Below are 24050 nucleotides of genomic sequence, written 5' to 3'. Positions count from 1 at the left end.
CGGGAGCCCGGCGGGGACGTGGTCAGCGCAGGGTCGCGATGTACTTCTCCACGTCCTGGAGGGTGGGGAGCAGGCCCTCGGACTCCGCCTCGGCCAGGGTGGGGGCCACCTCGTCCTTCTCCGAGAGCTGCGGGGTGAGCGGGGTGCCGTCGCGGGCCGTGGTCGGCCAGTCGATGCCGACGGCCGGGTCGAGCGGGTGGATGCCGTGCTCGCGCTCCGGCGCGTAGCCCGCCGAGCAGAGGTACATGACCGTCGAGCCGTCCTCCAGGGACATGAACGCGTGCCCGAGGCCCTCCGACAGGTAGATGGAGCGGCGGTCGGCGTCGTCGAGCAGGACGGCGTCCCAGGTGCCGAACGTGGGTGATCCGGTCCGGACGTCGACGACGACGTCGAGCACCGCGCCGCGCAGGCACTGCACGTACTTGGCCTGGCTGGGCGGCACGTCGGCGAAGTGGATGCCGCGCAGCACGCCCGCCGCGGAGACGGAGCAGTTCGCCTGCGCCAGGTCGAAGCGGTGCCCGACGGCGTCGGCGAACGGGCCCGCCTTGAAGGCCTCCAGGAAGAGCCCTCGGGAGTCGCCGAACTGCTGCGGGGTGATCTCGAACGCGCCGGGTACGGACAGCTCGCGGTACTGCATGGATTCTCTCCTCGAAGCAGGGCCCGCCGGACCGTACGACGCCGGCCGTGCGGAGGTTGTCCACAACGGTGCAGGCAAGACGGGCGCGGGCCGGGTGTCGGACCCTAGGATCCTACGTATGGAACAGGGGAGCGGTGCCGGGAACCGGTGGTTGGTCGTCGGAGCGTCCGGGATGCTCGGGCAGGACATGGTCGAGGTCGCCCGCGCGGCGGGGCACGACGTCGCGGGGGCCGGGCGCAGCAGCGGGCTCGACGTCCTCGACCCGGCGTCGGCCGCCGAGGCGGCCCGTGGGTACGACGTCGTGGTGAACTGCGCGGCCTGGACCGCCGTCGACGACGCCGAGGCGCACGAGCCGGAGGCGTTCGCGACGAACGCGGTGGGCGCCGCGCACCTCGCGCGGGCCTGCACGGCGGCGGGTGCGCGGCTCGTGCACGTGTCCACCGACTACGTGTTCGACGGCACCGCCACTGCGCCCTACGCGGAGGACGCCCCGGTCGCGCCCCGGTCGGCCTACGGGCGGACGAAGGCGGCGGGGGAGTGGGCCGTGCGGGCCGAGGCGCCGGGCTCGCTGATCGTGCGCACCGCGTGGCTGTACGGCGCGGGCGGAGGCTGCTTCCCGCGGACCATGGCGCGGCTCGCCGCCGAGAAGGACCTGCTGAACGTCGTCGACGACCAGGTGGGCCAGCCCACCTGGACCCGGGACGTGGCGGACCTCATCGTGCGGCTGGTGGCCGTCGGCGCGTCGCCCGGGACGTACCACGGCACGTCGTCGGGCCAGGTGTCGTGGTACGGCTTCACGGAACGGATCGTGGCCACGACGGGTGCCGAGGTGAAGCTGGAGCCGACGACGAGCGCCTCCTTCCCGCGCCCCGCGCCGCGGCCGGCCTATTCCGTGCTGGGCCACGACCGCCTGCACCAGGCGGGCGTGCGGCCGATCGGCGGCTGGGCGGACCGCTGGGCGGCGGCGGCGCCGGCAGTGCTTGACGCGGACCGGTCCTGATTTTGCTTTCCGATAACACCGGCATGTGGTGATATCGGCTAGATAGACGGCATCTCTGGTAGATTATCCCATGTGCTCGCCAAGGTGCGAACGGGGGTGGTCAGGTGCCGGAGGCGGCCCGCGGCCACGGCGGAGACCGTGACGAGCAGATCAGGGCGGCGCGGCGACGACTGGGCGAGTCGATCATCGCCGCGGCTCGGCTCACGCCCGGTCACGTCATGGTGTGGGGGCAGTTCGCGGATGCGCCGGCCTGGGCGGTCCAGACGGGAATCTACGGCACGTCTGCCGCCGTCGTGATGCTGGCGGCCCGTGGGCGCGACATGGTCGGCACGGTCCGCCTCCTTCCCGGGGTGGCGGAGCCGTCCGCAGCCGAGTTCGATACGTCCGACCTGTTCATCACGCACAAGGCGAGCGCCGTCGTCGACGCGCTCTCCGCGGTCCGTTTCGGCCCGACGCGCACGACCGCGGCGTACCTGAGCCTGGCCTCCGGCGTCATCGACGGGCAGGGGTGGGGGCATCATGTCGTTCCCGACGAGCCGGAAGATCCGAGCGTGCTGGCCACCGCCCATGCCCTGATCGCGCTCTCCGGCGTCGACGAAATGGACGCCAGGATGCTGGAGGGGCCCGTCGCGTGGCTCGGTTCCCGGGTCCTGGACGACGGCCCGTTGGGCATGCTCGAGCTGGCCTTCGCCGTGATCGCCCTCGCGAGGCTTCGCCACGCGGGGATCGGGCCGGAGAGCGAGCGGGCGCTACGGCGTGGCGTGGACGCCCTCGACAGCTGGCTCCGGCAGGCGCAGGGCGAGCCGATCAGGTATGAGCAGATCCACTACTGGGTGCCGAAGCCGGCCGAGCGGCGGAACCACTACATGACCTTCCCGTTGCAGGTGGTGGCCGGTACTGCCCTGCTGCTGGCCGGAGCTCCTGCGCGGTCCCGTGCACACCTCGGTGGCCTGGCGGACCACCTGTGCCGTGCCGTCGAGGCGGACGGCGGGCTGCGTTCCACGCTCACGGAGCGCATCGGCGTCGTCGATGCCGGGATGGTGGACCAGTTCTTCGCGGCGTACCTGGCTGCTCAACCGTCGTCGACGCGTCCGCGGCGCGTGTTCGGGCGGCTGCTGCGGGCGCGCTGGCTCCATCGCGCGATCGTGTTCCTCGTGCTCGTGGTCGCCGCGTTCTGGTCCTGGCGCGTCGCCGCGGGCGAGGACGGTGCGATGCTGGTGTCGTCCCTCGCCAACATCGCCTTCGCCCTCGTCACCGGAGTGCTCGGGTCGATGGCCTACTCACGATGGGACCGGCGCTGATCTCTACGTGTGCCGCCATGCCTTGCCGGGAACGGGGGAGAGGGTCCCGTCCGTGTTCAGCAGGCGCACGCCGGGCTCGTCCGACGTGCGACCTATCAGATGGCACTGCGGGAAGCGAGCTGCGGCGTCGGCGGCGGTCAGCGCGCCGTCGACGGTGAACACCAGGCGAAAGTCGACGGAGTCGCCGAAGGTGATGCCCGACGCGGGCTCGCCCACCACCGGTGAGACGGCCGTCACGGCTGCCGAGACGGGGACCTCGGCGGCGTCGACCTCGATACCGACTCCGCTCGACTCGGCGACCTGTTCCAGCGTGCCCTTCAGCCCGTCGGACGTGTCCTGGCATGCTGTCACGACGCCGGAGGCGGCCAGCAGCATGCCGAGCCCGACCTCGGCCCGCGGGCGGCGCCAGGCGCCGATGAGCTCTGCTTCCATGTCCCGCGTCACCGAGCCCTGCTCCGCTCCGGCGGTGCGTGCGCGGAAGTACTTCATCGCCGCCCCGGCCACTCCCGTCACTCCGCTGACGAAGAGATGATCTCCGGGGCGGGCGCCGCTCCGGCGGAGCGCGCCGCCTCGTGCGCAGACGCCGAGGGCGGTGCCGGAGAGGACGAGGGACTCCGCCCCGCCGATGTCTCCGCCCACGCTCTCCATCCCGGCCTCGGCGCAGGCGGTGTTGATCCCGGCCATGATCCTGAGGAACGTGTCGTCGTCGACCCACTTCGGGTAGCGGACGACCGAGAGGAAACCGATCGGCGTGGCGCCCATCGCCGCCACGTCACTGACGTTCGCCATGACAAGGTAATAGCCGAGGTCGAACTCGTCCATGTGCCCGAGCTCGTACATGGAGAATCCGGCGCCGCGCACATAGTCACTGCCGACCACGATCTGTAACGGTCCGGAGACGTCGAAGACCGCACAGTCGTCGCGATCGGCGGCCCGCACGCCCAGGTGAACCGCCCCGCCGCTCGCCCGGTCTGCAGGCCATGCCCGAGGTGTACGCCCGATCAGTGCGGTGAGTAGTTCGACCCGAGTCGGCTCGTCCGAAAGTGTCACGCGTTCGCCCCTGCCGCCCCGTCTTGTCCGGGATCGTCGTTCGTCATCGTGTCGCCTGTGGTGAATACCGCCCGCGCGGCAGCCAGGGTCTGCACGAGCAAGCCGTCGTCCGTGCGCAGGACCCAGTCCCAGTCGGACGGCGTCGCTGACGAGTCGAGGTGTCTCGCCACGACGCTCCGCGCGTACTGGGGACGCCGCGTCGCTGGATCGGGAAGTGCGACACGAGCGCTTTCGGCATCCCAGCACAAGAAATAGTCGGCTCGGGAGTACTCCTGTGCAAATTCGGCCAGTGAACCGATTCTTCTCATAGAACTTCCATGGTCGCCGTCGACTATCGGCCCCAGCTGATCATCATAGGGGAATAGGTGCCAATGGGCATGGTCGATGCACGGGCCGGCCGTCGAGCCGATCCCGCCCGAGCCGTGCTCGAGCACGGTGCAGCCACCGAACGCTCCCCGGTATCTGCGTGTCACGTCCTGCAAGATGGTCGCCGCCCCAGGGTCTCCGGCGACAAAGGATGCCATTCCCGTGTGGTGCTCCCGAGGAATCAGCAGCAGATGTCCTAGTGTCATAGGCGCGTGGTCGGCGACCAGGACCATCTCCCGGTACACAGCGACAATGCGATGCGCGAGGTGCCGGACGCTCGATGCCGGGTCGGCGACGAGAGGGGCGCAGAACTCGCAGTCGAGCACTCGGAGCTGACCGGACATGAGAATTCACCCCACGCATATGTCGAACGCCGACAATGTGCGCATTACCCTACTCCCATGACCTTGGGGCAGCAAGAGGCCACCATACTGTCGCACGACCGGATCGTCGCGGAGAGGACGAAGTTATTCTACGATTCCTACGCTCGTGAATACGCGTTGTCCATACCCGGTCAAGTCACCGGCGGAATGAAGGAATGGCTCGACAGGTTTTCTGCCGAGGCCTCGTTCAGGGGCCCGATCTTCGAGATCGGGTCCGGTACGGGCCGCGACGCCCACTACCTCGAGTCGCTGGGCCACCGGGTCCAGCGGTCGGAGATCGCCGACCCGTTCATCACGAGCTTTGCGGCGCAGGGTATCGATGTACTGCGGTTCGACGTGCTCGACGACAGCTTCCCCGGAAGGCAGCACGCGGTGTTCGCCAACTCGGTGTTCTGCCACATGACCAACCGGCAACTGCGCCGCGTGCTCCGGAACGTCCATGAAGCTCTGGTCCCAGAGGGCAGGCTCGGTTTCAACACCAAGGCGGCGGCGGTCACGTTCAGCAAGATGTCCGGGAGCGACCGGCTGCCTGCGGCGCGCTACTTCTCCCACTGGCCGCCGGGCAAGCTGCGGGCCGAGGTGGAACGGGCCGGGTTCGACGTGGTCTGGTGGTCCGAGAGGCCCGCCATCCTCCGGCCGACACCCTGGGTCAACCTGATCGTTCGGAAACGATGACGGCGCGGGGCGCCGCACTCCCGGGAGCTGTTGCTTCGCCGGGCCGGGTCACTCCGCCAGGAGGCTCAGGAGATAGCTGCCGTAGCCCGACTTCGTGAGCTTCGCCGCGCGCACGCGGAGCTCGTCGTCCGTCAGGAAGCCGCGACGCCAGGCGACCTCCTCCGGGGAGCCGATCTTGAGGCCCTGGCGGTGCTCGATGGTCCGGACGTAGTCGGAGGCCGCCAGGAGCGAGTCGAACGTGCCGGTGTCGAGCCACGCGGTGCCGCGGGGCAGGACCTCGACCTGCAGTTTGCCCCGCTCCAGGTAGTGGCGGTTGATGTCGGTGATCTCGTACTCGCCCCGCGCCGAGGGCGCGAGCCCCTTGGCGATCTCCACGACGTCGTTGTCGTAGAAGTACAGGCCCGGGACGGCGTAGTTCGACTTCGGCCGGGCGGGCTTCTCCTCCAGGGAGAGGGCGCGGAGGTCGTCGTCGAACTCGACGACGCCGTAGGCGGTCGGGTCGGCGACACGGTAGGCGAACACCGCGCCGCCGTCGAGGCCGGAGAACCGGGTGAGCTGGCTGCCGAGGCCCGGGCCGTAGAAGATGTTGTCGCCGAGGACGAGGGCGGCGTCGTCGGACCCGATGAACCGCTCACCCAGGACGAATGCCTGGGCGAGGCCGTCCGGCGTGGCCTGCGACGTGTACTCGATCGAGACGCCGAACTGCGAGCCGTCGCCGAGCAGCCGCCGGAACTGCTCGGCGTCGTGCGGGGTGGTGATGACCAGGATGTCCCTGATCCCCGCGAGGATCAGGGTGGACAGCGGGTAGTAGACCATCGGCTTGTCGTAGACGGGGACGAGCTGCTTGCTGACGCCGAGCGTGATCGGGTGCAACCGTGTCCCGGACCCACCGGCCAGGATGATTCCTCGCATATCCGGATCCTTTCACGGCGCGGACGAGGTGCAACCCACAACCGGCTGCGGCGACCCGTCAGGGCCGCCGCCGGTTGTGGGTTGCTGGGGCTGGTGCCGTCGGACAGTCGTCCGCCCGTCAGGGGCCAGAGGTCAGAGACCGAGCGCCTCGGCCATCTCCGCGCGCAGCCGCCCCAGGCGGTCCTGGCCGGTGACGCGGGCACGGCCGAGGTCCTCCTTCGTCACCGCCCCGTCCACCGACGCCACGACCTCCAGGTAGCACTTCACCTTGGGCTCGGTCCCGCTGGGCCGGACGATCACGCGGGTGTCGTCCTCGGCCATCAGCACGATGCCGTCCGTGGGCGGCAGGCCGTCCACGCCGTCCGACAGGTCGACGACGTCGGTCACCCGGGCGCCGTCGAGCGTCGCCGGCGGGGTGGCGCGCAGGCGCGCCATCGCCTCGGGGATGCGCGCCACGTCGTCGAACCGCGCCGCGAGCTGGCCGGTGCTGTACAGGCCGCAGGCGCGGGCGATGTCGTCCAGCGCATCGAGCAGGGTCCGCCCGGACTCCTTCAGGCGCTCCGCGAGCAGCGCGACACGCAGCGCCGCGGACAGGCCGTCCTTGTCGCGCACGCCCTCCGGGTCCACGCAGTACCCGAGCGCTTCCTCGTAGCCGAACACCAGGTCCGGTGTGCGGGCGATCCACTTGAACCCGGTCAGCGTCGTCGCGTGCCGCAGGCCGTGCAGCGTCGCGATCACCGCCAGCGCCCGGGACGACACCACGGAGCTGGCCAGCGTGCCCGACGTCGTGTGCCGGGCGACGTCCCAGCCGAGCAGCATCCCGACCTCGTCACCGGTGAGCATCCGCCAGCCGTGCGAGCGCGCCGTCTCGGCTCCCTGGTAGGTGCCCCAGTCCGTGTCGTACACGGCGACGGCGCAGCGGTCGGCGTCGGGGTCGTTCGCGATGACGAGGTCGGCACGGGCGTCCGACGCCATCGACAGCGCGAGGTCGAGCGCCCCCTTCTCCTCCGGGTTCGGGAACCGCACCGTGGGGAACTCCGGGTCCGGGTCGAGCTGTTGCTCCACGGGCACGACGTCGGTGAACCCCGCGTCCGCGAGCACCCGGCCGAGCGTCCGGCCGCCGACCCCGTGCAGCGACGTGGTCACCATCCGCAGGGGCGCCGGGCCCGTCGCGACCGCGGCGGCGACGGCCGTCCGCGAGCCCGACGTCGGTGTCGTACGCGGTGCGTGCACGTCACGGAGGTGCAGACCGGGGTCGCGCAGCCCCGCGACCCGCTTCAGATAGGCCTCGTGGACGTCGTCGCCGAGCACCGTCCAGCCGTCCGCGGCGCGGGGCACCGCGGACGCGCCTCCGGGCGCGGTCGCGTGCCGGGCGATCTCGGCGGCGATCAGCGCGTCGTACGGCGGCACGATCTGCGCGCCCTTGCCGGAGCCCGTGACGACGCGACCACCGAGGTACACCTTGTAGCCGTTGTCGACCGCCGGGTTGTGGCTGGCGGTGACCATGACGCCGGCGTCGGCATCGAGGTGCTGGATGGCGAAGGCGAGCACGGGCGTGGGCAGCGGGCCGGGCAGCAGCGCGACCTCGGCGCCCGCCGCGGCCAGGACGGCGGCGGTGTCACGGGCGAAGGCCGCGGACCGGTGCCGCGCGTCGTAGCCGACGACGACGCGCGGTGGGCGGGACGTGTCGCCCGCACCTGTGCCGTCGTCGGAGCCCTCGGCGACGGCGGACGCGAGGTACGACCCCAGACCGGCTGCCGCCGTGACGACCACGGCGCGGTTCATGCGGCGCGGACCGGCGGCCATCGCGCCGCGCAGCCCGGCGGTGCCGAACTCCAGCAGTCCGGAGAAGCGGTCGCGGAGCTCGTCGAGCGCGACGTCGCGCAGCCGGGGCTCGGTGGTCCTCGCGAGCAGGTTGCGCAGCTCGGCGCGGTCGGCCTCGTCCACGTCGTCGGCGATCCACGCCTCGGCGCGGGCGATCAGCGGATCGTCGTCCAGGAGAGTCATGACAGTCCTTCCCGCAGCTTCCGGGCGCCGTCGGCGCACTGGTTCTTCCCGCGTCGACGGGCTCCGTCGGCGTGCCGCCTCGTTCCTCGGCGTCGGCCGTCGTCTCCGGCGGTGCTCGTCGGCTGTGCCGGTGCGTTCATGGTCCTAGACCTTGGCGACGATGCGGGCGAGCAGGTCGCTGATCCGCGGGCCGGCGTCCTGGCCCGCGGCCAGCACCTCGCTGTGGGACAGCGGCTGCGGGCTGATCCCGGCCGCCAGGTTCGTGACCAGGGAGATCCCCAGCACGTCCATCCGGCAGTGCCGGGCCGCGACGGCCTCCAGCGCCGTGGACATGCCCACGAGGTCCGCGCCGAGCAGGTGCGCCATCTTGACCTCGGCCGGGGTCTCGTACTGCGGGCCGTGGAACTGGGCGTAGACACCCTCGGGAAGCTCCGGGTCGACGGTGCGGGCGAGTTCGCGCAGCCGGGGCGTGTAGACCTCGGTCATGTCGACGAACGTGGCGCCCTCCAGCGGCGTCCTGCCCGTGAGGTTCAGGTGGTCCTTGAGCAGCACCGCCTGCCCGGGCCGCCAGCCGATGTGCGTGCTGCCGCAGCCGTTGGTGAGGATCAGGGTCTCCGCGCCCGTCGCGGCCGCCGTGCGCACGCCGTGCACCACGCGGCGCATCCCCGTGCCCTCGTACACGTGCGTACGCGACCCGATGACCAGCGCGTGCCGCACCGAACCGTCGGGGCGCTCCACGCGGATCGAGCGGGTGGTGGAGCGGTGGCCCTCGACCGAGGGCTTGAGGAAGCCCGGGATCTCGGCGGTGGGCATCTCCGCGACGACCTCGCCGACGAGCTCGGCGGCTCCGCCCCATCCGGAGCCGAGCACGAGCGCGATGTCGTGACCGGCCACTCCGGACTTGGCCGCGATGTGCTCGGCGGCGGCGGAGGCGACCGCGAACGGGTCGGTGGTGGGGTCGTCGAGATCCGGGGCGGTACTCATGAATCGAGGTTAACCGGCACAGACACCGGCGGCCACCGCCCGTCGGGGGTGTGGTGCCCACCGGCCGGGCACCTCTGCCAGACTGGCGTGCGTGACCGAATCGCTGAGGCCGCCGCCCGGGCTGCACCGTCATGACGGGGACGTCTGGGTGGACTGCGGTGACCACCAGCACTGGGGCCTGTACGGGGCGGCCGGGCTGCTCCTCGTGAGGCGCGGTGCCGACGGCGCCCCCGAGCACCTGGTGCTCCAGCACCGCGCGCCGTGGTCCCACATGGGCGGAACCTGGGGCATCCCGGGCGGAGCCCTCGCCCCCGGGGAGAGCGCCCGGGCGGGCGCGCTCCGCGAGGCCGCCGAGGAGGCCGCCGTCCACCCGGACGACGTCGACGTCGTCGGCACCCACGTCCTCGAGCACCCCGGCTGGACCTACACGACGGTGGTCGCCGAGGTCCGGCCCGGAGCGGTCGTCGTCCCCCGCGCCGCCGACGCGGAGAGCCTCGCCGTGCGCTGGATCGCCCTGGCCGAGCTCGACGGCCTCGACCTGCTGCCCCCGTTCGCGGCCTCGCTGCCCGAGCTGCTGCGGATCTTCGCCCGTACCGCGGCGTAGCTCGGCGGCGTCGCCACGCGCCGTCACCGGGCCGCGCGCGTCAGCCCGGGCCGGCGGGACAGCCGGGATAGGCTCGCCCCGTGCATATCCGCATCACTCCCGCCGAGGTCCTGGGCCTGGTCAAGGTCGCCGGCCAGCCCGTCCCACCAGTGCTCACCTCCCTGAGCGGGGACGGCGACGTGATCCGTGTCGTCGTCGACCTCCGTCGGCTGGACGCGCTGCCCGGCCCGCTCAGGCTCGCCGTCCGGATCGCCCCCATCGTGCGGGCCGACGTGCGCGTCGTGGCTTTCGGGAACGGCGTCGCCACGCTGGCGGTCGAGGCCAACGCCGCAGGGCTGCCCGCACACAAGCTCTTGTCGCTCGCGGCCGCGCCGGTCGAGCAGGCCCTCGCGAAGCAGCAGCTGCCGCCCGGCGTCGTCGACATCCAGCACGACGCGCGCATCGCCGTCGACGTCGAGACCCTGCTCGAGGCCAAGCTTCCCGGCCTCACCGTGACGAACCTGCGACTGTCCGACGGCGAGGTCCTCCTGGACGGATCGGTAGGCTGACCTCGTGACAACCCCTGCTTCGACCGCACGCGAACCTGCCCACATCGTCGTCGTGGGGGGTGGCCCGGGCGGATACGAGGCGGCGCTCGTCGCCGGCAGCCTGGGCGCGCGCGTCACCGTCGTCGAGCGCCAGGGGCTCGGCGGCGCGGCGGTGCTGACCGACGTCGTCCCCTCCAAGACCCTCATCGCGACCGCCGAGTGGATGACCATCGCCGACCGCGCCCCCGAGCTCGGCATCCGGCTGACGGACGACGCCGCCAAGCGCGACCTCAGCGTCGACCTGCAGGCCGTGAACCAGCGCGTGCTGGAGCTCGCGGCGGCGCAGAGCGCCGACATCCACGGCCGGCTCGTGCGCGAGGGCATCGAGATCGTGAGCGGCACGGGGCGTCTGGACGGGACGTCGCGCGTCGTCGTCGAGCCGGACGGCGGCGGCGATCCCCGTGTGCTGGAGGCGGACACGATCCTGCTCGCCCTCGGTGCCACGCCGCGCATCCTGCCCACCGCCGTGCCCGACGGAGAGCGCATCCTGACGTGGACCCAGATGTACAACCTGGACGAACTGCCCGAGAAGCTCATCGTGGTGGGCTCCGGCGTCACCGGCGCGGAGTTCGCGGGCGCGTACAACGCGCTCGGGTCCGACGTCGTGCTGGTGTCCTCGCGCGACCGCGTGCTGCCGGGGGAGGACGAGGACGCGGCCGAGCTGCTGGAGGGCGTGTTCCGCTCGCGCGGGATGACGGTCCTGAGCCGCACGCGCGCGGAGAGCGCCGAGCGGACGGACGACGGTGTCGCGGTGACGCTGTCGGACGGCCGCGTGGTGCACGGGTCGCACGTGCTCGTCGCCGTCGGCGGCGTGCCGAACACCGGCGGGCTGGGGCTGGAGGAGGCAGGGATCACGCTCACCCCGAGCGGTCACGTCGAGGTGGACAGGGTGTCCCGCACCTCGGTGCGCGGCGTGTACGCCGCGGGCGACTGCACCGGCGTCCTCCCGCTCGCCTCGGTGGCGGCGATGCAGGGGCGGATCGCCATGCAGCACGCGCTGGGCGACGGCGTCGCGCCGCTGCGGCTCGGCACGGTCGCCTCGAACATCTTCACCGCGCCGGAGATCGCCACGGTCGGGTACAGCGAGGACGCGCTCAAGGCGCAGGGCTCGCGGTACATCACCACCACGCTCCCGCTGGCCCGCAACCCGCGCGCCAAGATGCTCGGAGTCCGCGACGGCTTCGTGAAGCTGTTCGCCCACCCGGAGGCCGGCGTCGTGCTGGGCGGGGTGGTCGTCGCCCCGCGCGCCGGCGAGCACATCTTCCCGATCACGCTCGCGGTGCAGCACCGGCTCACGGTCGACGACGTCGCGGCGTCGTTCACCATCTACCCGTCCCTGAGCGGCACGACGGCGGAGGCGGCACGCGTCCTGGACGCCCGCGTCCAGGAACGCTGAGCCGCACGTACCGGCTGGCCGTGGGCCGGCGCGGAGGGTCGACCGGATCGAAGCGCCGTCCGGTGGGACGACGCCGGGGCGGTACCTCACGGGGTGAGGTACCGCCCCGGCAGGGTGGGGGCGAGGAGCCTTGTCAGGCCGGGGTGCCCTCGATGGTGACCTTGCCGCCGTCCAGACGGACCGCCGTGACGTCCTTGACGCGGTCCTTGAGGACCTCGGCGAGCTTGATCGAGAACGTGCCGGCGCCCAGCGACACGACGTCGGTCGGCAGGCCCTTCTCCTTCAGCAGGCCGTTGACGATGGGCTGCGCCAGGCCGAGCAGCTTGCTGACCGGGAGACCGGCGGCGTCGGCCTTGAGGTTGAACGTGGCGACACCGTCGGTCACGTCCTTGACCTCGGCCGACGCGTTCAGGGTCGGGACCAGCTTGGCGGCGGCCTTGACGGCGGCGGGGGCGTCGACGAGGCGACGGAGGTCGGCGTGCGCGGACGCGGTGCCGTCGTCGACCTTCACGTCGCTGACGAACGACGGCAGACCGGAACCGGGGCGGACAAGGGCGATGGCCTCTTCGGGCGTGAGTGTCAGTGCTTCAGTCACGAGGCAAACCCTAGCGGACCGAACAGGGTGCAAACGACCAGATCAGCCCCGTATTTGATCCGTTGTTCCCGCCGTGCTCTCAGTCGGTGATCTCGCAGATCGCCGCGCCTGCCGTGACGCCCGCTCCGGCCGTCGCCACGAGGGCGGTCACGGTCCCGGAACGGTGCGCCACCAGCGGCTGCTCCATCTTCATGGCCTCCAGCACCACGACGAGGTCGCCCTCGGCCACCTGGTCGCCCTCGGCCACGGCCACCTTGACGATCGTGCCCTGCATCGGCGAGGCGAGCGTGTTGCCCGTCGCCGCCGACTTCGCCCCGCCGGAGCGGCGGCCCGGGCGGCGCGCGGCGTTCGCCGAGCGTGCCTTGCCCGCGGCGACGCCCAGGCCGGCCGGGAGGACCACCTCCAGGCGGCGCCCGCCGACCTCCACCACGACGCGCTCGGCGAGCGGCTCGGGCTCGGTGCCGGCCGCGGGAGCGGCGGCCGGGACGGCGGTGCCGAGGCCCTTGACCGTCTCCGCGAAGTCGGTCTCGATCCAGCGGGTGTGCACGGCGAAGCCCTGCTCGCTCCCCGTGCCGTCGTCGGACACGGGCTCCGGCACGAACGCCGGCGCCTCCAGGACCGCGCGGTGGAACGGGATGACGGTGGGGATGCCCTCGATGCGCAGCTCGCGCAGGGCGCGGCGGGCGCGTTGCACGGCCTGCGCGCGCGTGGCGCCGGTGACGATCAGCTTGGCGACCATCGAGTCGAAGTTGCCGGAGACGGCGTCGCCCTCGCTCACACCGGTGTCGACGCGCACGCCCGGGCCGGACGGCCACACGATCTTCTCGAGCGTGCCGGGTGCGGGCATGAAGCCCGCGGCGGGGTCCTCGCCGTTGATGCGGAACTCGAACGAGTGCCCGCGCACCTCCGGCGTGCCGTAGCCGAGCTTCTCGCCGGCGGCGATGCGGAACTGCTCGCGGACCAGGTCGATGCCCGTGACCTCCTCGGTCACCGGGTGCTCCACCTGGAGGCGGGTGTTGACCTCGAGGAACGAGATCGTGCCGTCCGCGCCCACGAGGAACTCGCACGTCCCCGCGCCGACGTAGCCGGCCTCGCGCAGGATCGCCTCCGACGCCGCGTACAGCTCGGCGGTCTGCGCCGAGGTGAGGAACGGCGCGGGCGCCTCCTCGACGAGCTTCTGGTGGCGCCGCTGCAGCGAGCAGTCGCGCGTCGAGACGACGACGACGTTCCCGTGCGCGTCCGCGAGGCACTGGGTCTCCACGTGCCGGGGCTTGTCCAGGTAGCGCTCCACGAAGCACTCGCCGCGGCCGAACGCGGCGGTGGCCTCGCGGACGGCGGACTCGAACAGCTCGCCGATCTCGTCGTGCGTGCGGGCGACCTTCAGGCCGCGGCCGCCGCCGCCGAACGCCGCCTTGATGGCGATGGGCAGGCCGTGCTGCTCCGCGAACGCGCGCACCTCGTCGGCGTCGGCCACGGGGTCGGGCGTGCCGGGGACCAGCGGAGCGCCAGCGCGCTGCGCGATGTGCCGTGCGCTCACCTTGTCGCCCAGGGACTCGATCGCCGACGGCGGCGGGCCGATCCAGACGAGCCCCGCGTCCATCACGGACTGGGCGAACTCGGCGTTCTCGGAGAGGAACCCGTACCCCGGGTGGACGGCGTCGGCCCCGGAGCGCCGCGCGACGTCGACGAGCTTCGGGATGTCGAGGTAGGTCTCGGCCGCCGTGGTCCCGCCGAGGGCGAACGCCTCGTCGGCGAGGTGCACGTGCATGGCGTCCCGGTCAGGGTCCGCGTACACCGCCACGGACGCGATCCCGGCGTCGGCGCACGCGCGCGCGACGCGGACGGCGATCTCACCGCGGTTGGCGATGAGCACCTTGGAGATGCTGGCGCTGGGCATACGAGAACTGGGCACGGCTCACGGTAACGCGGCCGGGTGCCGGGAGACGTGTGGAAAGTCCCCCAAGGCGCTCCGGGTCCGTTTGGAGGAATTCACCATGGATGACGGCGCTCCGGGGTTCCGCGGGCGACGACGCCCCGGAGCGCTGTGGGTTTCCGCAACCTCGCGTCGGGGGACAGCACGGCGGGTCGCCGGTGCTACGCGGGCGCGGTGCGGAGGTCGTGCCAGGTGACGGCGATCTCGGCCAGCAGCCTGCGCAGGAGGGGGAGACTGATCCCGACCACGCCGTGATGGTCGCCCTCGATGCGGTCGATGTACGGGCCGCCCAGGCCGTCGATGGTGAACGCGCCCGACACGTGCAGCGGCTCGCCGGTGGCGACGTAGGCGTCGATCTCGTCGTCGTCCATGTGGCCGAACCAGACGGTCGTGGAGCTCGTGGCGCCGAAGGTCGCGCGCGTGCCGCCGTCGTCAGCGCCGCGCAGGTCGACGAGCCAGTGGCCCGAGTGCAGCACGCCCTTGCCGCCCCGCATCGCCCGCCACCGCTCGCGCGCGGCGTCGGCGTCGGCGGGCTTGCCCACCACCTCGCCGTCGATCTCGAGCATGGAGTCGCAGCCGACGACGATGCCGGCCGTGCTCCCGGCCGCGGGGCCGCCGGACGGCGCCGCGGCGCCCGGGTGCGCTCCGGCGTCGGCCGCGTCCCGCTCCAGCCGGTGGGTGACGTCCTCCGCCTTGGCCTGGGCCAGCAGCAGGACCTCGTCGGCGGGCGTGAGGTGCTGGGCGCCGGCACGGGCCGCGGCGAGGACCGCTTCCTCGTCCACGTCGGAGACCTGCACGAGCGGCTCCACCCCGGCCGAGCGCAGCGTGGCGAGCCGGGCGGGGGAGCGGGAGGCGAGCACGAGTCGAGGCACGCCCGCCAGGCTACCGAAGGTCCTGCTCCGGCGGCTCGGTCGCCGTCGCCGCGTACGCTGCCGCCATGTCGTACATCGCCTGCACCGTGGCCGACGACGGCGTCGCACACGTCCGTCTCGACCGGCCCGACAAGCTGAACGCCCTGACGCTCGACATGCTCGCGGGCCTCGCGGCGACGGCGCGGCGCCTGCGGCGGGAGCCCGGGGTGCGGGCCGTGATCCTGTCCGGGGAGGGGCGCTCCTTCTCGGCAGGCCTCGACCTGCGGGCCACGATGCGGGACCCTGCCGGGGTCGCCCGGGCGTTCGTCCCGACGTGGCGCGGCACCAACCTCTTCCAGGAGACGTGCCGGGCGTGGCGCCGGGTGCCGGTCCCCGTGATCGCGGCCGTGCACGGGCACGTGTTCGGCGGCGGGCTGCAGGTCGCGCTCGGCGCGGACCTGCGGATCACCACGCCGGACGCCCGCTGGTGCGTCATGGAGGTCGCCCGCGGCCTGGTCCCCGACATGGCCGGGATCCAGGCGCTCTCGGAGCTGACCGGGCTGGAGACCGCCAAGCGGCTCACGCTGACCGCCCAGGAGTTCTCCGGCGCGGAGGCGGTGGCGTTCGGCCTGGCCGGGGCGACGTCGGACGATCCCCTGGACGACGCGCGGGAGCTCGCCGCGACGATCTGCGAGCGGCGCCCGGAGGCGGTCCGGGCCGCGAAGCGCCTGCTGGACCGCACCTGGCACCGTGGCCCGCGCCGCACCTTCGCCGCCGAGCGCGGCACCCAGCTCGGCCTGCTCCCGGGCGTGATGCGCCGCCGCTGACCGGTGCCGGGCGGCTCGGTCCAGCGGTGCGGGGGTGGTCAGCCCGTGTAGCCGTGCTGGAGGCGGACCGGGGCCAGGGGGCCGATGCCCGGGACGTCCCGCTCCGGCTGCTTGGTCAGCGCGTAGCGGGCCGACGACGCCGCCAGGGTGTCCGCCGTGGCCTTGTCCACCAGGACGGTGGACGGCTCCGCCTGGTCGGTGAGGCGGGAGGCCAGGTTCACGGACGGGCCGAACACGTCGCCGAACCGCGAGAGCACGCGCCCCCACACGAAGCCGACGCGTACCGGGATCTCCGGCACGTCCGGCTCGGTGGTGCCGAGCGACTCGCCGGTCGACTCCGCGAGCTTGAGCGCGACCTCCGCGCCGGTCTCGGCGTCGTCCGCCACGAAGAGGATGGCGTCCCCGATCGTCTTGACCACGCGGCCGCCGTAGTTCGTGATGATGTCGCGGGCGCCGGCCTCGAACCGCTGCACGAAGTCGGCCAGCTCCGCCGACTCCAGGCCGGCCGTCCGCTTGGTGAAGGAGACGACGTCGGCGAACCCCACGGCGCGGGGGAGCGGGAGCTGGTGGGCGTCGTGGTCCTCGTCGTCGCGGGCGCCGGCGAACTCGATGGCCATCCGGCCCGTCAGGGCGGCGAGCTGCCGCCGCCAGGCGTGCTCGAGCTGGCGTCCGAGGACCTCCGCGAGGTCGGGAAGGCGGTCCAGGGCGAGCAGCCGGGCCGAGGTCTCGTCCAGCTCGTACCGCCGGGCGAGGTGCTCCACGAGTGCTTCGACCTGCCACAGCGCGAGCCGTTCGGTCGTGTGCCCCATCGCGCGGACGAACGCCATCCGCGCCCGCCCGTCCATCTCCTGCGCCTCGAAGACCTCGTCGATCTCCTGCAGTGCCTCCACGTCGGACGCCGTGAACGACGGGTCCTCCGGGTGGTTGACCGGCAGGCCCAGCCAGCGCCAGAAGTCCTCGGCCTTGCGGCGTTCGAGGCCGGTCCGGTCGGTCAGCTCCGCCAGCGTGAGCTGCCGCGGCCCGCCGAGGATCTCCTCGTCCAGCCTGGTCGCGGTGTCCGAGCCGAGGCCGTGGTGGTGCATGGGGTCGGGCGCGGGCCGGTTCACAGGGGCAGCCGCATCGGGCCGTTCGCCCGGGGCGTCCGGCTCGGGCGGGTCCGTCGTGGGTTCTCGCTCGGGTCGGCCGTCCGAAGCGCTCCGCTCGGGTCGGTCGCGCGGGGTGCCCGCGTCTGCTCGCGTGCGCCGTTCGGCGCCGTCCGCGGGCTCGGGGTGGTTCTCGTTGCTGTGGCGAAGCACGGCACCAGCCTATTCGTGCCGCCTGAGAGACCCGTGCGGCGTTCACGTCTCGCGCAGGTGGTGGACGTCCCCGGCCGCCACGGTCCGCTCCGCCCCGCCGTCGGTGCGGATCACCAGGGCGCCCGTCCCGTCGAGCCGGACCGCCTCGCCCTCGACGGTCCCGGCCCCGCCCGCCAGCTCCGCGCGGACGAGTGTGCCGAGGGTCGCGGAGACGGCGGCGCACTCGCCGGCCAGGCCGGACGCGTCGGGGTCGCCGTCCGCCCGCTCCCAGCGTCCGACGGCGGCCGCCACCTCTCCCAGCAGGCTCGCCAGGAGCGTGGTGCGGTCGAGGTCGCCGTACCCGGCGAGCGCCAGCGACGTCGCGGTCCCGACCGGCAGCTCGTCCGCGCCCTGCGAGACGTTGAGGCCGATGCCGAGCACCACCGCGGCCGGTGCGCCGGTCCCGGTCCCGGGCACGACCTCCGCCAGGATGCCCGCCACCTTGCGGTAGCCACCGAGCCCGGCGACCGGCGTCTCCGCCCGCACGAGCACGTCGTTGGGCCACTTGACCGCGAGGCCGGCAGGCCCGGCGTCGTCCCCGGAGACTGCCTGCGGGGCACCGGAGCCGGGCCGGGGGCTGCCGGAGCCGCCGTCGTCCCCGCGACCGCCGCCGTGCGTGGCGAGGCTCCGGACCGCTGCGGCCCCCGCGAGCAGCGGCAGCCAGCCGAGCCGCTGGGCCGGGACGGCCGGGCGCAGGAGGACCGAGACGATGAGCGAGGCGTGCGGCGGGGTCCTCCAGGCGCGGCCGGCACGGCCGCGGCCCGCGGTCTGGTGCTCCGCGACGAGGGCCGACGGCGCGGGCCACGCCTCGGGGTCGGCTCGCACGGCGGTCACGAGCTCGGTGTTGGTGGACGCCGACTCCTCGACCACGTCGATCCTGCCGAACCCGGCCACATCCAGCTCGTCCTGCCGAAGCACCTCACGCATGCGCCCATCCTGCCCTCCCGGCCCCGCCTCCCGCTCCACGAGTCCCCGAGGGCACGGGACCGGTGGGGCCGACGGCGTCGCCCCCGGCCCGGCGCGTGCGTCACCGGTGAGGACGGCCGGGTGTGGGGTCTGCACAACCAGGAGGGGGTTCCTGCTGGTGTGGCGGCCATCGAGTGGGATGGACTCGCCAACTAGGCTCGGGCTCGTGAACGACGCCACCACCGCACCCGCGGGCACCCAGGCCAAGATCGCCGACCTCGAGGCCCGTCGCGCGGCCGCCGTCACCGACCCGGAGGTGACCGCCCAGGCCAAGCAGCACAAGCGCGACAAGAAGACGGCGCGCGAGCGTATCGCCGAGCTGCTGGACGAGGGCAGCTTCGTCGAGCTCGACGCCCTGGCGACGCACCGCAGCCGCAACTTCGGCCTGGACCGGAAGCGGATCCCGGGCGACGGCGTCGTGACGGGGCACGGCACGATCGACGGCCGTCAGGTGTGCATCTACGCCCAGGACTTCACGGTGTTCGGCGGCAGCCTCGGCGAGGTGCACGGCGAGAAGATCACCAAGGTGCAGGACCTGGCGCTGCGTACGGGGGTGCCGATCATCGGGATCAGCGACGGCGGCGGCGCGCGCATCCAGGAGGGCGTGGCGGCCCTGACGCAGTTCGCGGAGATGTTCCGCCGGAACGTGGCGGCGTCGGGCGTGGTGCCGCAGATCTCCCTCATCCTGGGGCCGAGCGCGGGCGGCGCCGTGTACTCCCCGGCGCTGACGGACTTCATCGTGATGGCGGACGGCACGTCGAACATGTTCATCACCGGGCCGGACGTGATCCGGTCGGTGACCGGTGAGGACGTCGACTTCGAGACGCTCGGCGGGGCGCGGACGCACAACGCGACGTCGGGCGTGGCGCACTACATGGCGAGCGACGAGGACGACGCGCTCGACTACGTCCGCCACCTGCTCGGCTACCTGCCGCAGAACAACCTGGGCGACGCGCCGGCCTTCCCGGCCGACGACACCCCGCTCGAGGTCACCGCCGACGACGAGGCCCTGGACCGGCTCGTCCCGGACTCGGACAACCAGCCGTACGACATGCGCGACGCGGTCGAGGCGGTGCTGGACCCGGAGTCGTTCCTGGAGGTGCAGCCGATGTACGCGGCCAACGTGCTCACGGGTTTCGGGCACGTCGAGGGCCAGTCGGTGGGCATCATCGCGAACCAGCCCCTGTCCATGGCGGGCACGCTGGACATCGACGCGGCCGAGAAGGCCGCGCGGTTCGTGCGCACCTGCGACGCGTTCAACATCCCGGTGCTGACCTTCGTGGACGTGCCCGGCTTCCTGCCGGGTGTGGACCAGGAGCACCAGGGGATCATCCGCCGCGGCGCGAAGCTGATCTACGCCTACGCCGAGGCGACCGTGCCGCTGATCACGGTCATCACCCGCAAGGCCTACGGCGGCGCGTACATCGTGATGGGCTCCAAGCAGCTCGGCGCGGACGTGAACCTGGCGTGGCCCACCGCGCAGGTGGCGGTGATGGGCGCGGGCGGCGCGGTCAACATCCTGCAGCGCGGGGCGCTCAAGAAGGTCGCTGACGAGGGCGGCGACGTCGAGGCCGAGCGCGCACGGCTGACCGCGGAGTACGAGGACGCCATCGTCAACCCGTGGGACGCGGCCGAGCGCGGCTACGTGGACGCGGTGATCAAGCCGTCCGAGACGCGTGTCCAGGTGGTGCGGGCGCTGCGGGCGCTGCGCACCAAGCGCGCGAGCCTGCCGCCCAAGAAGCACGGCAACATCCCCCTGTGACGCCGCGTCGGGGGCATCCGGGCGGGCCCACTAGGCTTGATCACTCACGGCCCCTGTCCCCGGCCGGCCCCACCGGAGGAACCACATGAGCCACGAGGACGCCACGCACGGCCCGGCACCGCTGGGTCCCGTGGATCCTGATCCGCTGCACCGCGCGGTGGAAGCACTCGCCGAGACGCTGCACGACTACGTCCGGACCGCTGTCGGCGTGCGCTCGGAGTTCGGCGCCGCCGAGGCCGACGAGGACCCCCGCCTGCACGTGCTGGAGGAGAAGGTCGGGCAGAAGAACGCCGACCTCTTCGACACCCTGCACGACGCCCTGGGCATGCACCCGGACCTGACCACGTCCATCTGGGAGCAGGGTCCGGACTCCTCGGCCCGCGAGGAACAGCCCGGCGCGGCGGCGCGGGCGGAGTCCTTCTACCTGAGCTTCCTGGTGGCCGCACGCGGGAACGACGCGTCCCTGGACGGCGCGCTCGGGCTGGTCGACGGATGCGGCGAGGAGGTCGCGGAGCGCCTGGCCGAGGGGGGCTACGAGGTGCTCGAGTGGGTCTCGTCACGCGGCGTCCCCGCCGGGTTCGACGACGGTCCGCTCGCCGAGGACGCCTTCGACGACGCCGGGTTCGACGACGCGGCCGGTCCGGACGACACCATCGGCCCGGACGACACGACCGGCCTCGGTGGCGCCGTCGGCTTCGACGACGACGCCGGACCCGGCCAGGACGACCCCAGGGAGGACGAGCGATGAGCCAGCACCCACAGGTACGTGTGGTCAGCGGCCGGCCGGACGACGTGGAGGTGGCCGCGCTCGTGGCCGGCCTCGCCGCCGTGACGGCCGCCGACGAGCCGGAGGACGCCGCCCCCATCGACGAGTGGACGAACCGGTCGCGCGTGCTGCGCGGCAACGGCGCCGCCACGGCGCAGAACTTCGGGGGCAGGTCGGGCCGCCACAACGCCGACTCGTGGCGCTGGAGCCTCCGCTCGTGAGCCGCGGGGCGCGCGTCGTCGGGGCACTCGTCGAGTCCCCGCTGCAGCTGCTGTGCACCCTGGAGGCGCACGTGGCAGGGCTGGGCGGGGAGGTCACGCGCGTGCACGTGCGGGACGACGTCCCGACGCTCGCGCAGGCGCGCGACGCGTTCGCCCGCGCCACCCTCCCGCCCGGCCTGACGATGGACGTGCGGCCGGTCCGGTACGCGATGCGGTCGCTGAACCGGCACCGGATCGTCGGGGAGATGTTCTCCGGCGTCGTGCAGACCGCTCTGCTGACCCGGCCGGTCTCGTCGATCACGCTGGTCGACGACGGCCTGGCGGCCCTCGACCTCGACCGGATCCTCACCTCGCCGGCCGGATCGTTCGTGCGCTCGGGCGTGCCGGCCAACGCCGCGCGTCGTGCGCTCGGGCGGGCCACTGCCGAGCGGCTGCGCGGCCTGGCACGACGCGACGGGCTCACGCTCTTCACGGCCCTCCCGCTGTCCGGCGACGCGCTCGGCAGGCTGTCGGCGGCCGGGGTGCGCGTGGAGCGCAACGAGTTCCCCTGGTTCACCTCCCAGCCGCTGTCCGCCGCGCCCGCCGAGCCGACCGTCGTGGTCGGGTCGGGCCTCGTGGGGGCCGGGTTCGTGGACACCGACAGCTACCTGTCGTGGGTGCTGTCCCTGGCGGCCGAAGGACCGGTGCTGTACGTGCCGTACCGGCGTGACGAGCCGCTGGTGCGCCGCGTGCTGCGGACCACGCCCGGGGTGACCGTCGCGGACCCGGCAGCGGTCCTGGAGCTGCGGCTGTCCGGCATGCTCGAAGGTCAGCAGGTGCTCGGCCTGCCGACGACGTCGAGCGTGCTGCTCACCTCGATCCTCGGCCGGCGCGGCGTGGACGTCGAGGTCAAGCAGGTCCCGGACAGCTGGTGGGCGCCGTCCGTGCCGGCGCAGGTGCGCGACGACGCGGCAGCCCTCGTCGACCTCTCCCGTGCGGCCAAGGCCGCGACCCGCCGGCCGGAACCCTCTCCGCCCCACACCCCGGCGTCCTAGCGGCGTCGCGCGACCTCCGGGCGGTGCGGCGCCGCAGGGGCTCGGGCCGGCCGTCGCGGCGCCCCGCCGCGACGGTCAGGCGAGCGCCTCGCGCAGGACGTCGAGGCCGACCGACCCCAGGTTCAGCGCGCGGGCGTGGAAGGCCTTGGCGTCGAACGTCTCGCCCCGGGCGGCCGCGGCCTCCCGCGCGTCGTCCCGCGTCCGCTCCCAGAGGTGCTGGCCCACCTTGTACGACGGCGCCTGCCCCGGCCAGCCGAGATACCGCTGGTACTCGAAGTAGATGAACTCCTCGGGCATGTTCACGTTCGACCGCAGGAACTCCCATGCCGTGCCGGCGTCCCAGGTGTTGCCGCCCCACGCCGCGGGCGCCTTGAGCCCGAGGTGCATGCCGATGTCGAACACGACGCGGGCCGCGCGCATGCGCTGGCCGTCGAGCATGCCGAGCCGGTCACCCGGGTCGTCCAGGTAGCCGAGGTCGGCCATGAGCCGCTCCGCGTACAGCGCCCAGCCCTCGCCGTGCCCCGAGACCCAGCACGCCAGGCGGCGCCACGAGTTGAGCGTCTCGCGCGAGTACACGGCCTGCGAGCACTGCAGGTGGTGGCCGGGGACGCCCTCGTGGTAGACCGTCGTCTTCTCCCGCCAGGTGTTGAACTCGGTGACCTCCGGCGGCACGGACCACCACATGCGGCCCGGCCGGGAGAAGTCGTCGTTCGGCGGGGTGTAGTAGATGCCGCCGGTCTGCGTGGGCGCGATCAGGCACTCCAGGTTCAGCACCGGCTCGGGGACGTCGAAGTGCGTACCGTTCAGGTCGCGGATCGCGGCGTCCGAGGTCTCCTGCATCCAGGCCTTGAGGGCGTCCGTCCCGTGCAGCTTCCGGGCCGGGTCCTCGTCGAGCACGCGCACCGCGTCCTCGACGCTCGCCCCCGGCCCGGCGATCTCGCGGGCGACTGCCTCCTGCTCTGCCACGATGCGGGCGAGCTCGTCGACGCCCCACGCGTACGTCTCCTCCAGGTCGACCGTGGCACCGAGGAACGTGCGGCTGAACAGCGCATAGCGCTCGCGGCCCACGGCGTCCGCCTCGGGTGCCTGCGGCGCGAGCTCGGACTCGAGGAAGTCCGCGAGCCTCGCGTACGCCTCGCGGGCGCCGGTGGCGTTGAGCTCCAGGTCGCGGCGCAGCATGCTGCACGAGGCCGAGTCGTCCAGCACCGACTCCGCCTCCTTGCCGTGCACGAACGACGTGAAGAACGACCCGTCACCCGCCAGCTCCCGGGCCTGCTTGACCCCCTCGCGCACCTGGCGGATCGCGGCGACGTTGCCGCGGGACGCCGCCAGGCGGAGGGACTCGGCGTAGCCGTCGACGGCGGTCGGCAGGGCGCCCAGGCGGCCGGAGACGTTCTCCCACGCTTCGACGGTGCCGGTCGGCATCATGTCGAAGATGTCTCGCAGGTACTGCACCGGTGAGGCGATGTTGTTCAGGTCGGCGAGGTCCTCGCCGGCGTCGTGCAGCTCCAGCTCGAGGCCGAGGCGTTCCCGCATGGCCGCGAGGGTCACGTGGTCGACGTCGTCCACCGGGTCCACGGTGTCGAGCTCGTCGAGCGTGGCGCGGTTCATGGCCGCGGCGGCCTCGTGGTACTCGGGGTCGAGCGTGTCCAGGAGATGGTCGCGCCCGGGCAGGCCGATCTCGGTCGCGGTCATCGGGCTGTGCTCGACGAGGCGCCGCACGTGGGCGTCGGCGACGGCGTCGACGGGCGTCGGGGTTCGTGTGGTGTCGGGTGTGGTCACCTCGCGAGACTACTGCCGCGCCACCTGCCGGCGCCCGGCGTTTCCCGCGTCCCGGCGGTGGACGCGGTGGCGCACCC

23 protein-coding genes are annotated in these 24050 nt (G+C 73.0%); 11 read left to right on the top strand and 12 right to left on the bottom strand.

The window, feature by feature from the left end:
• Positions 1-22 precede the first annotated feature (22 nt).
• Entirely contained in the window at positions 23-637 is a 615-nt protein-coding gene (rfbC, locus tag ACYU96_RS02950) for a dTDP-4-dehydrorhamnose 3,5-epimerase (protein WP_460748930.1), read from the bottom strand.
• Between the two features lie 118 nt (positions 638-755).
• Between rfbC and rfbD the strand changes: the two genes are divergently transcribed.
• Together rfbD and ACYU96_RS02940 are read left to right on the top strand one after the other, a co-directional pair.
• The gene (gene rfbD / locus ACYU96_RS02945; protein ID WP_460748928.1) at positions 756-1637 is read left to right on the top strand and encodes a dTDP-4-dehydrorhamnose reductase; all 882 of its coding nucleotides are present in this window, start codon (positions 756-758) and stop codon (positions 1635-1637) included.
• Positions 1638-1741: 104 nt separating this feature from the next.
• The gene (locus tag ACYU96_RS02940) at positions 1742-2938 is read left to right on the top strand and encodes a hypothetical protein (protein ID WP_460748927.1); all 1197 of its coding nucleotides are present in this window, start codon (positions 1742-1744) and stop codon (positions 2936-2938) included.
• 3 nt (positions 2939-2941) lie between these two features.
• On the opposite strand, the gene thiL is transcribed toward ACYU96_RS02940, so the two are convergent.
• Both thiL and ACYU96_RS02930 read right to left on the bottom strand, forming a co-directional pair.
• The gene (thiL, locus tag ACYU96_RS02935) at positions 2942-3877 is read right to left on the bottom strand and encodes a thiamine-phosphate kinase (RefSeq protein ID WP_460748925.1); all 936 of its coding nucleotides are present in this window, start codon (positions 3875-3877) and stop codon (positions 2942-2944) included.
• 107 nt (positions 3878-3984) lie between these two features.
• Complete coding sequence (locus ACYU96_RS02930) at positions 3985-4698, bottom strand: HIT family protein (RefSeq protein WP_460748923.1); 714 nt, start codon at positions 4696-4698, stop codon at positions 3985-3987.
• Between the two features lie 57 nt (positions 4699-4755).
• Here ACYU96_RS02930 and ACYU96_RS02925 point away from each other — a divergent pair, with 57 nt between their 5' ends.
• Positions 4756-5412 carry a class I SAM-dependent methyltransferase gene (locus tag ACYU96_RS02925; protein WP_460748921.1) on the top strand — a complete coding sequence of 219 codons (657 nt, stop codon included), beginning with the start codon at positions 4756-4758 and terminating at the stop codon, positions 5410-5412.
• Positions 5413-5460: 48 nt separating this feature from the next.
• On the opposite strand, the gene rfbA is transcribed toward ACYU96_RS02925, so the two are convergent.
• From rfbA to ACYU96_RS02910, 3 genes are all read right to left on the bottom strand, one after another.
• Entirely contained in the window at positions 5461-6324 is an 864-nt protein-coding gene (gene rfbA / locus ACYU96_RS02920; protein ID WP_460748920.1) for a glucose-1-phosphate thymidylyltransferase RfbA, read from the bottom strand.
• 132 nt (positions 6325-6456) lie between these two features.
• Entirely contained in the window at positions 6457-8331 is a 1875-nt protein-coding gene (locus ACYU96_RS02915) for a phospho-sugar mutase (RefSeq protein ID WP_460748918.1), read from the bottom strand.
• Between the two features lie 144 nt (positions 8332-8475).
• Positions 8476-9315, bottom strand: coding sequence for a purine-nucleoside phosphorylase (locus ACYU96_RS02910; RefSeq protein WP_460748917.1), 840 nt, complete (start codon positions 9313-9315; stop codon positions 8476-8478).
• A 91-nt stretch (positions 9316-9406) separates the two neighbouring features.
• Here ACYU96_RS02910 and ACYU96_RS02905 point away from each other — a divergent pair, with 91 nt between their 5' ends.
• From ACYU96_RS02905 to ACYU96_RS02895, 3 genes are all read left to right on the top strand, one after another.
• The gene (locus ACYU96_RS02905) at positions 9407-9919 is read left to right on the top strand and encodes an NUDIX domain-containing protein (RefSeq protein ID WP_460748915.1); all 513 of its coding nucleotides are present in this window, start codon (positions 9407-9409) and stop codon (positions 9917-9919) included.
• 80 nt (positions 9920-9999) lie between these two features.
• Positions 10000-10467: a hypothetical protein gene (locus ACYU96_RS02900; RefSeq protein ID WP_460748913.1), complete on the top strand. Its 468-nt coding sequence runs from the start codon at positions 10000-10002 to the stop codon at positions 10465-10467.
• 4 nt (positions 10468-10471) lie between these two features.
• On the top strand, positions 10472-11902 hold the full coding sequence (locus tag ACYU96_RS02895) for an NAD(P)H-quinone dehydrogenase (RefSeq protein ID WP_460748912.1): 1431 nt from the start codon (positions 10472-10474) through the stop codon (positions 11900-11902).
• A gap of 133 nt (positions 11903-12035) precedes the next feature.
• Here ACYU96_RS02895 and ACYU96_RS02890 read toward each other — a convergent pair whose 3' ends face one another.
• The 3 genes from ACYU96_RS02890 to ACYU96_RS02880 all read right to left on the bottom strand — a co-directional run bounded on the left by ACYU96_RS02890 (position 12036) and on the right by ACYU96_RS02880 (position 15302).
• Entirely contained in the window at positions 12036-12497 is a 462-nt protein-coding gene (locus ACYU96_RS02890) for a hypothetical protein (protein WP_460748910.1), read from the bottom strand.
• A gap of 79 nt (positions 12498-12576) precedes the next feature.
• The gene (locus tag ACYU96_RS02885; RefSeq protein WP_460748908.1) at positions 12577-14394 is read right to left on the bottom strand and encodes an acetyl/propionyl/methylcrotonyl-CoA carboxylase subunit alpha; all 1818 of its coding nucleotides are present in this window, start codon (positions 14392-14394) and stop codon (positions 12577-12579) included.
• Between the two features lie 197 nt (positions 14395-14591).
• The gene (locus ACYU96_RS02880) at positions 14592-15302 is read right to left on the bottom strand and encodes a Maf family protein (RefSeq protein ID WP_460748907.1); all 711 of its coding nucleotides are present in this window, start codon (positions 15300-15302) and stop codon (positions 14592-14594) included.
• Between the two features lie 65 nt (positions 15303-15367).
• Here ACYU96_RS02880 and ACYU96_RS02875 point away from each other — a divergent pair, with 65 nt between their 5' ends.
• Positions 15368-16108, top strand: coding sequence for a crotonase/enoyl-CoA hydratase family protein (locus ACYU96_RS02875; RefSeq protein WP_460748905.1), 741 nt, complete (start codon positions 15368-15370; stop codon positions 16106-16108).
• 38 nt (positions 16109-16146) lie between these two features.
• Here ACYU96_RS02875 and ACYU96_RS02870 read toward each other — a convergent pair whose 3' ends face one another.
• Positions 16147-17403, bottom strand: a complete 1257-nt coding sequence (locus tag ACYU96_RS02870) for an adenylate/guanylate cyclase domain-containing protein (RefSeq protein WP_460748904.1) — start codon at positions 17401-17403, stop codon at positions 16147-16149.
• Positions 17404-17445: 42 nt separating this feature from the next.
• Positions 17446-18369 (bottom strand): biotin--[acetyl-CoA-carboxylase] ligase, encoded by a 924-nt coding sequence (locus ACYU96_RS02865; protein ID WP_460748902.1) that lies wholly within the window; start codon positions 18367-18369, stop codon positions 17446-17448.
• A 178-nt stretch (positions 18370-18547) separates the two neighbouring features.
• On the opposite strand from ACYU96_RS02865, the gene ACYU96_RS02860 reads away from it, so the two are divergent.
• From ACYU96_RS02860 to ACYU96_RS02845, 4 genes are all read left to right on the top strand, one after another.
• Positions 18548-20170, top strand: a complete 1623-nt coding sequence (locus tag ACYU96_RS02860) for an acyl-CoA carboxylase subunit beta (protein WP_460748900.1) — start codon at positions 18548-18550, stop codon at positions 20168-20170.
• Between the two features lie 85 nt (positions 20171-20255).
• A complete protein-coding gene (locus tag ACYU96_RS02855; protein WP_460748899.1) occupies positions 20256-20918 on the top strand; it encodes a hypothetical protein in 663 nt (220 codons plus the stop codon).
• A complete protein-coding gene (locus ACYU96_RS02850) occupies positions 20915-21157 on the top strand; it encodes an acyl-CoA carboxylase epsilon subunit (RefSeq protein WP_460748897.1) in 243 nt (80 codons plus the stop codon). The genes ACYU96_RS02855 and ACYU96_RS02850 overlap by 4 nt, the downstream gene beginning before the upstream one ends.
• Positions 21154-22191, top strand: coding sequence for a hypothetical protein (locus ACYU96_RS02845; protein ID WP_460748896.1), 1038 nt, complete (start codon positions 21154-21156; stop codon positions 22189-22191). Before ACYU96_RS02850 ends, ACYU96_RS02845 begins: the two co-directional genes overlap by 4 nt.
• A gap of 75 nt (positions 22192-22266) precedes the next feature.
• On the opposite strand, the gene ACYU96_RS02840 is transcribed toward ACYU96_RS02845, so the two are convergent.
• Positions 22267-23973 (bottom strand): DUF885 domain-containing protein, encoded by a 1707-nt coding sequence (locus ACYU96_RS02840; protein WP_460748894.1) that lies wholly within the window; start codon positions 23971-23973, stop codon positions 22267-22269.
• Between the last annotated feature and the right edge of the window lie 77 nt (positions 23974-24050).

The sequence above is a fragment of the Myceligenerans cantabricum genome, assembly GCF_054777735.1.
Note: the sequence above shows the minus strand (reverse complement) of the source record. Positions and strands in the feature narration are given on the sequence as shown.

Excerpts from the sequence above, each read along its gene's own strand:
- ACYU96_RS02860 (WP_460748900.1), top strand. The coding sequence starts at position 18,548 with ATGGACTCGCCAACTAGGCTCGGGCTCGTGAACGACGCCACCACCGCA.
- rfbD (WP_460748928.1), top strand. The coding sequence starts at position 756 with ATGGAACAGGGGAGCGGTGCCGGGAACCGGTGGTTGGTCGTCGGAGCG.
- rfbA (WP_460748920.1), bottom strand. The coding sequence starts at position 6,324 with ATGCGAGGAATCATCCTGGCCGGTGGGTCCGGGACACGGTTGCACCCG.
- ACYU96_RS02875 (WP_460748905.1), top strand. The coding sequence starts at position 15,368 with ATGTCGTACATCGCCTGCACCGTGGCCGACGACGGCGTCGCACACGTC.
- ACYU96_RS02930 (WP_460748923.1), bottom strand. The coding sequence starts at position 4,698 with ATGTCCGGTCAGCTCCGAGTGCTCGACTGCGAGTTCTGCGCCCCTCTC.
- ACYU96_RS02925 (WP_460748921.1), top strand. The coding sequence starts at position 4,756 with ATGACCTTGGGGCAGCAAGAGGCCACCATACTGTCGCACGACCGGATC.
- ACYU96_RS02850 (WP_460748897.1), top strand. The coding sequence starts at position 20,915 with ATGAGCCAGCACCCACAGGTACGTGTGGTCAGCGGCCGGCCGGACGAC.
- ACYU96_RS02910 (WP_460748917.1), bottom strand. The coding sequence starts at position 9,315 with ATGAGTACCGCCCCGGATCTCGACGACCCCACCACCGACCCGTTCGCG.
- ACYU96_RS02855 (WP_460748899.1), top strand. The coding sequence starts at position 20,256 with ATGAGCCACGAGGACGCCACGCACGGCCCGGCACCGCTGGGTCCCGTG.
- ACYU96_RS02885 (WP_460748908.1), bottom strand. The coding sequence starts at position 14,394 with ATGCCCAGCGCCAGCATCTCCAAGGTGCTCATCGCCAACCGCGGTGAG.
- rfbC (WP_460748930.1), bottom strand. The coding sequence starts at position 637 with ATGCAGTACCGCGAGCTGTCCGTACCCGGCGCGTTCGAGATCACCCCG.
- ACYU96_RS02915 (WP_460748918.1), bottom strand. The coding sequence starts at position 8,331 with ATGACTCTCCTGGACGACGATCCGCTGATCGCCCGCGCCGAGGCGTGG.
- ACYU96_RS02865 (WP_460748902.1), bottom strand. The coding sequence starts at position 18,369 with ATGCGTGAGGTGCTTCGGCAGGACGAGCTGGATGTGGCCGGGTTCGGC.